General features: G+C 63.0%; 6 protein-coding genes. 5 read left to right on the forward strand and 1 reads right to left on the reverse strand.

Annotation, left to right across the window (positions count from 1 at the left end; all coding sequences use genetic code 11):
- Nucleotides 1-464, reverse strand: a 464-nt coding sequence (locus tag ACIP90_RS21250; RefSeq protein ID WP_400581730.1) for a haloacid dehalogenase type II, incomplete at its 3' end; no start/stop codon positions are given.
- A 427-nt stretch (nt 465-891) separates the two neighbouring features.
- Here ACIP90_RS21250 and ACIP90_RS21255 point away from each other — a divergent pair.
- The 5 genes from ACIP90_RS21255 (at nt 892) to ACIP90_RS21275 (ending at nt 5,999) form a co-directional block, all read left to right on the forward strand.
- Entirely contained in the window at nt 892-1,824 is a 933-nt protein-coding gene (locus tag ACIP90_RS21255) for an ABC transporter substrate-binding protein (protein WP_400581733.1), read from the forward strand.
- A gap of 47 nt (nt 1,825-1,871) precedes the next feature.
- A complete protein-coding gene (locus tag ACIP90_RS21260; protein ID WP_400581735.1) occupies nt 1,872-2,768 on the forward strand; it encodes an amino acid ABC transporter permease in 897 nt (298 codons plus the stop codon).
- Nucleotides 2,765-3,532, forward strand: a complete 768-nt coding sequence (locus ACIP90_RS21265) for an amino acid ABC transporter ATP-binding protein (protein WP_400581737.1) — start codon at nt 2,765-2,767, stop codon at nt 3,530-3,532. The genes ACIP90_RS21260 and ACIP90_RS21265 overlap by 4 nt, the downstream gene beginning before the upstream one ends.
- 2 nt (nt 3,533-3,534) lie before the next feature.
- Nucleotides 3,535-4,668 carry an N-methyl-L-tryptophan oxidase gene (gene solA / locus ACIP90_RS21270; protein ID WP_400581740.1) on the forward strand — a complete coding sequence of 378 codons (1,134 nt, stop codon included), beginning with the start codon at nt 3,535-3,537 and terminating at the stop codon, nt 4,666-4,668.
- Nucleotides 4,669-4,745: 77 nt separating this feature from the next.
- Entirely contained in the window at nt 4,746-5,999 is a 1,254-nt protein-coding gene (locus ACIP90_RS21275) for an aspartate aminotransferase family protein (RefSeq protein WP_400581742.1), read from the forward strand.
- Nucleotides 6,000-6,211: the final 212 nt, after the last annotated feature.

Here is a 6,211-nt window from a genome sequence, read left to right on the forward strand (position 1 = left end):
TGGTAGCGCGGCTTGTAGGCCTGGGCCTGCTCAGCGGTCAGCACGGCGTGGAAGTCGGCGCCGAGCTTGGGAATGCTGATCTCCAGGAAGCTGTCGTCGGCGTTGGACAAAGCCACCAGCTTGTAGTTCTCACCCATGAGCTTCAACGGAGCCGGCACGTCCTCGTGCGCCACCCAGCCGCGCACAGCCTCAGCGAACTCCGCACCCGCACCCGGGGTCGGCCCAATGCCCCAGTACTTGCACACCCGGTCAAAAGAATCCTGAAGGATCTCCTCGTACGGCTTGTAGTCACCAAGAACCTCGTCGAACCGGTACCCGCGGAAGTGCTTCTTGAAAGTCGGCCACTGCTCCTCAGAGATACGGCCATCCAGCAGACGACGCGTAGTGGGATCAATATCGAAGTTGATAAGCGTGCCATACACATCAAAAGAGATGTACTTCGGCCGGGAGTTAGTCGTTGCCATGATTCATCCGTTCATAGAGATCTTCGGCCGGACGCCGGAATACCTGGCGCCCGTTTCGGTAAGTCTAGGTCGGGCTTGGGGGCGCGTCGACGCGTTCCCCGGCCCGTTATTGTCGACTCTAGGCTCCCCATTGTAGATTGTCAACAACTTCTTCGGAGGGTTCTTCCGACCATATTTCGCGGACGTAACGCTGGGAATATTTTCGTCGATTGTTGACAATCAGCAATTCTAGCGGTTGCATAGTGACGGGGCCGAGCGAGATTTCGATCACAGCCGACATGCAGGACGCAAGAAGTCCGCTCCACGTCACTGCACGGCATTGTCCGACCTGAGCAACAGAGAGATTGCGGCCTGTCAGCCGCAACTAAACACTCCTCTCTCGTTCGGCGGAATAACTTCACCTGAAACCCATTCGAAGGGAACCACCATGAAGACCATCAACAAAGTTCAGACCGCAGCCGCAGGCATTGCTGTCCTGCTGGCCCTCACTGCCTGTGGCGGCGCTGCCACCGGCACTTCGGCCGCTGGGGATGCAAAGTCCAAGACGTCGAACACCGCTGACATCTCGGAGGGCATCCAGCCGGATCCGGCCGCGGTGAAGCTGTTGCCGCAGTCCTACAAGGACAAGGGCGAGCTGACGGTCGCCATGGACCTGCACTACCCGCCGACCACCTTCCTGGCTGATGACAACGTGACCCCGATCGGCCTGAACCCGGACATCGCACGGCTGGTGGCCAAGAAGCTCGGCCTGAAGCTGAAGTTCGAGAACACCGCATTTGACACGATCGTCCCCGGTATCGACGGCGGCCGCTACGACTTCACCGTCACCACCATGTCCCCCACGGAAGAGCGGCTGAAGGTGATGGACATGGTGAGCTACGTCAGCACCGGTGTGTCGGTGGCCGTGGCCCATGGCAACCCGCTGAACATCAGCAATGACGACATGTGCGGCAAGAACATCGCGGTCACCAAGGGCTCGAACGCCCAGCTGAAGCACCTGCCGAACGTCTCGAAGTGGACCTGTGAGGAAAAGGGCAAGCCGGCCATCAACGGCGTCACGCTGCCCAACGTCCAGGAGGCCCTGACGCAGCTGGCGTCCAAGCGCGTGGACGGCGTCCTCTACGACACCCCGGCACTTGTCTGGGCCGCAGAGCAGCAGCCCAACACCTTCACGGTTCTGACCCCGAAGGTGGATACCCGTTCGGAGCACGTCAATGCCATTGGCCTGAAGAAGTCTTCGCCGCTGACGCCGGCCCTGCAGAAGGCCGTGCAGTCGATCCTGGAGAGCCCGGAATACAAGAAGTCCCTTGACACCTGGGGCCTCAGCGGCGCCGCCATCACCACCGCCAACCTCAAGTAACGGGGCAGGCCATGCAAGAAACTACGATCGAAAGAAGTGAAACACCCATGAGTGGGAAAGAGTCACATCTCAAACCACGCTTACGGCGGCGCAGCACTTTTGAGTATGTCGCGTGGGTGGTCTGCAGCCTGATCGGCATCGGCATCCTGGTCTCGGTATCGACCAACCCCAACTTCAGGTGGGGTGTTGTTGCCCAGTACTTCACGCATGAATCCATCCTGCGTGGGCTGATGCTCACGATCTTCCTCACGATTGCCAGCATGGCCCTGGGAACGCTCCTGGGCCTCGGGCTGGCGATCATGCGGTCCTCGAGCATCAAACCGGTTGCAGCCACGGCCAGCGCCTACATCACCCTGTTCCGTGGCACCCCGGTGCTGGTGCAGTTGATCTTCTGGTTCAACGTTTCCGCGCTGTACCCGAACCTGACCATCGGCATTCCGTTCACGAACATCGGCACCGCCGTCGATATGAACGCCCTGATGGCGCCGATCACCGCGGCCCTGGTCGGGCTGACGCTGAACGAGGCCGCCTACATGGCTGAGATCATCCGCGGCGGGTTCTCCTCGGTCGGCAAGGGCCAGATCGAGGCCGCCGACTCCCTGGGCATGAGCAGCTCCATGAAGATGCGCAAGGTCATCATCCCCCAGGCGATGCCCTCGATCATCCCGGCGACCGGCAACCAGGTCATCGGCATGTTCAAGGGAACCTCCCTGGTCAGTGTGCTGGGCGTCGCCGAGCTGCTCCAAAGCGCCCAGCTCATCTACGCCCGCACCTACGAGACCATCCCGCTGCTGATCGTCGCCAGCCTGTGGTACCTCGTGATGACCCTGCTGCTGAGCTACCCGCAGTCCAAGCTCGAGCAAAAATACTCCCGCACAACCTCCCGGCTCCCCCGGAAAGCGAAGAAAGTTGTGCTGACCGAACCGGAAGGTACCCTGCGATGAGCAACGACGGCACCATTCACGCCCGCGGAATCCGAAAGTCCTTCGGCCCCAAGACGGTCCTGAAGGACATCAACCTGGACATCGCCAGCGGAGAGATCTGCTGCATCATCGGCCCCAGCGGCTCCGGCAAATCCACCGTCCTGCGCTGCATCAACGGCCTGGAGACCGTCGACACCGGGGTCCTGAAGGTCAACGGTGAAGACTTCGGCTACTACGAAACTGCGCACGCCTACCACGCCCACAGCCCCAAGAAGCTCGCTGAGCAGCGCACCAGGGTCGGCATGGTGTTCCAGCAGTTCAACCTGTTCCCGAACATGACCGCGCTGGAAAACGTCATGTCCGGGCCGGTGCTGGTCAAGGGCGCTGACAAGAAAGAGTCCGCCAAGCGGGCCCAGGAACTGCTGGCCAGCGTCGGCCTGGCCGGGTTCGGGGACTACTACCCCGCCCAGCTCTCCGGCGGACAGCAGCAGCGCGTCGCGATCGCCCGGTCCCTGGCCATGGACCCCGAGATCATGCTCTTCGACGAGCCGACGTCGGCGCTGGACCCCGAAAAGGTCGGCGAAGTACTCATGGTCATGCAGGACCTCGCCAAGAAGGGCATGACCATGGTCGTCGTCACCCACGAAATGGGCTTCGCCCGCGAAGTCGCCGACTCGCTGATCTTCATGGATGACGGCTACGTGGTCGAACGCGGCGACGCCCGCGAGGTCCTTCGCAACCCCAAGGAACCCCGCACCCAGGCCTTCCTGGACAAAGTGATCTGAGCATGGACGGAAAACTCGCAGTCATTGGCCTGGGCAGCATCGGCAGCATGGCCCTGTGGCAGGCCTCCCGCCTGTCCGACTCTGTCACCGGGTTCGAAGCCCAGGTTCCCGCCCACGGCCGCAGTGCCGTGGGCGGGGACACCCGCCTGTTCCGCATGATCTACCGCGGCAACCCCGACCTCTACCCGATCCTGGAACGCTCCCGGAGCCTCTGGGCCGAGCTCGAAGAAGAAACCGGCCAGAACATCCTGACCCGCTGCGGCGGGCTGTCCATCGGAACCAAAGACGGCGCCTACCTCTCGGCCCTGCTGGAAACCACCCGGACCAACGGCGCCGAGCACGAAATCCTCAGCCGCGAGGCCATGGCCGAACGCTACCCGCAGCAGAACCTCCGGCAAGACGACATCGCCGTCTATGACCCAAACGCCGGTGCCTTGCGCACCGACCGCGCCGTCACCGCGGCAGTCGCAGCAGCCCAGGCCAACGGCGCGACCATCCACACGAACACCCCCATCGACAGCATCACCGAAACCGCCGACGGCGTCCTCATCACCTCCGGCGAGAAATCCTGGACGTTCGAGAACGTCATCGTCTCCTCCGGCGGCTGGTCCCAACGGCTCATGCCCGACTACCTGAAGGCAGCAACCCAGACCAAGCGCGTCTTCCTGACCTGGTTCGTCGCCCGGAACGCGGAAGAATTCTCCCCGGAGAAATTCCCCATCTTCATCCGCATCTACGAGGACCGCTCCATGTACGGCGCGCCCGCCGTCGACGGCGTGACCGTCAAGGCAACCCTGGACGGGCGCGGCATTGCAGCACCTTCCGCGGATTCAGTACCGAGGGAGCTCAGCCCAGCCGAACTCGCGGAGACCACCGAAACCGTCACCGAGTTCTTCCCCGGGCTGTTCCCCAATGTCGTCCGCTCCGACGCCTTCCCGGACCTCTTCACCAAAGACGGCAACCCCCTCCTTGGCCGGCTCAGCGAGAACAGCAGGATCTACTGCGCCACCGGCTTCTCCGGCGGCGGCTTCAAAAACGCCACCGGATACGGTGAAATCGCCGCCCACGAAGCCCTCGGCAAGCAGACCTTTGACGGCCTCGACTTCGTCCGGCCGGAGCGTTTCAAAACCAGCTAGCTCAACTGTCAGCAACAGTAATGGATTGACATCCCAAAATTGTTGACAATCTACAGTTCCTAAGAAAGTATGAAGCCATGGCAACTCTCAGTCCCCTCCTTAAGCAGGCCACTCCTGTCGTCGTTGAATCCGCGCTCGGAAGCTGGATCGACGCGACCGATGGTAAGAAGTACCTGGATTTCACCACCGGGATCGGTGTGACCAGCACGGGCCACTGCCACCCCGATGTCGTCGCGGCAGCCCGGGAGCAGGTGGGCAAGATTATTCATGCCCAGTACACCACCGTGATGCACAAGCCCCTGCTGGAGCTCACGGAAAAGCTCGGACAGTACCTGCCGGCAGGGCTGGACAGCGTCTTCTATGCCACGACCGGGGCCGAGGCCGTGGAAGCCTCTATCCGCCTGGCGCGCATGGCCACGGGACGGCCCAACATCATCTCCTTCCACGGCGGTTTCCACGGCAGGACCGTCGGCGCGGCCTCACTCACCACGGCCGGCACCAAGTTCCGCTCCGGATTCTCTCCGCTGATGGGCGGGGTGCACATTTCCCCCTTCCCCCACGCCTACCGCTACGGCTGGGACGAGGCAACAGCGGTTGCTTTCGCGCTGAAGGAACTGGACCACCTCCTGGTCAGCATCAGCAGCCCCAGTGACACCGCCGGCTTCATCATCGAACCCGTCCTGGGCGACGGCGGCTACATCCCCACTCCCCCTGCCTTCCTGCAGGGCCTGCGGGAACGCGCCGACAAGCACGGCATCGTGCTCATCGTGGACGAAGTCCAGGCCGGCGTCGGACGCACCGGCAAGTTCTGGGGACACGACTGGGCCGGGATCACCCCCGACGTCGTCATCACCGCGAAGGGCATTGCCAGCGGCTTCCCGATCTCCGCGATTGCCGCCTCGACCGAGCTCATGGGCAAGGCCTGGCCCGGCTCCCAGGGCGGCACCTACGGCGGAAACGCCGTCGCCGCCGCCGCGGGCGTGGCCACCCTGGGCGTCATCGAACGCGAAAACCTGGTCACCAACGCCCTGGTCCGCGGCGATGAACTGCGCGCCGGCCTGGAAACCTTCAAGACCGACTTCGCAGCAGTCGGAGACGTCCGCGGCCGGGGCCTGATGCAGTCCATCGAATTCACCGCACCGGACAACACCCCCGACGCCGCCACCGCCCTCGCCGTCCAGCAGGCAGCCATCAAGGAAGAACTCCTCCTCCTCACCTGCGGACCGCACGGCAACGTCATCCGCGTCATCCCGGCGCTCAACGTCAGCGCGGATGAGATCCAGTCCGGCCTGTCCAGGTTCCGCCAGGCGCTCAAGGCAGCCACCGCTTAATCCTCTTTGAGAATGGCTCTTCCCTACGATCTTTGAAAGCAGCTCATGAACCCCTCATTCGATCCCTCAAGTCTTCACACGGATTTGTTCATCGACGGCGTCTGGCGACCGGCCAGCAATGGCGCCACGTTCGCGGTCGAGAACCCGGCCACGCATGAGGTCATAGCGCATGTGGCCGATGGCGGCCCGGACGACGCCCGCGCCGCCATCGA

The sequence above is a fragment of the Arthrobacter sp. NPDC093139 genome (genome assembly GCF_044754165.1).
Taxonomy (GTDB): domain Bacteria; phylum Actinomycetota; class Actinomycetes; order Actinomycetales; family Micrococcaceae; genus Arthrobacter.

Bases quoted from the DNA above. Each gene is read 5' to 3' on its own strand.
- solA (WP_400581740.1), top strand. From the start codon at position 3,535: ATGGACGGAAAACTCGCAGTCATTGGCCTGGGCAGCATCGGCAGCATG.
- ACIP90_RS21265 (WP_400581737.1), top strand. From the start codon at position 2,765: ATGAGCAACGACGGCACCATTCACGCCCGCGGAATCCGAAAGTCCTTC.
- ACIP90_RS21255 (WP_400581733.1), top strand. From the start codon at position 892: ATGAAGACCATCAACAAAGTTCAGACCGCAGCCGCAGGCATTGCTGTC.
- ACIP90_RS21275 (WP_400581742.1), top strand. From the start codon at position 4,746: ATGGCAACTCTCAGTCCCCTCCTTAAGCAGGCCACTCCTGTCGTCGTT.
- ACIP90_RS21260 (WP_400581735.1), top strand. From the start codon at position 1,872: ATGAGTGGGAAAGAGTCACATCTCAAACCACGCTTACGGCGGCGCAGC.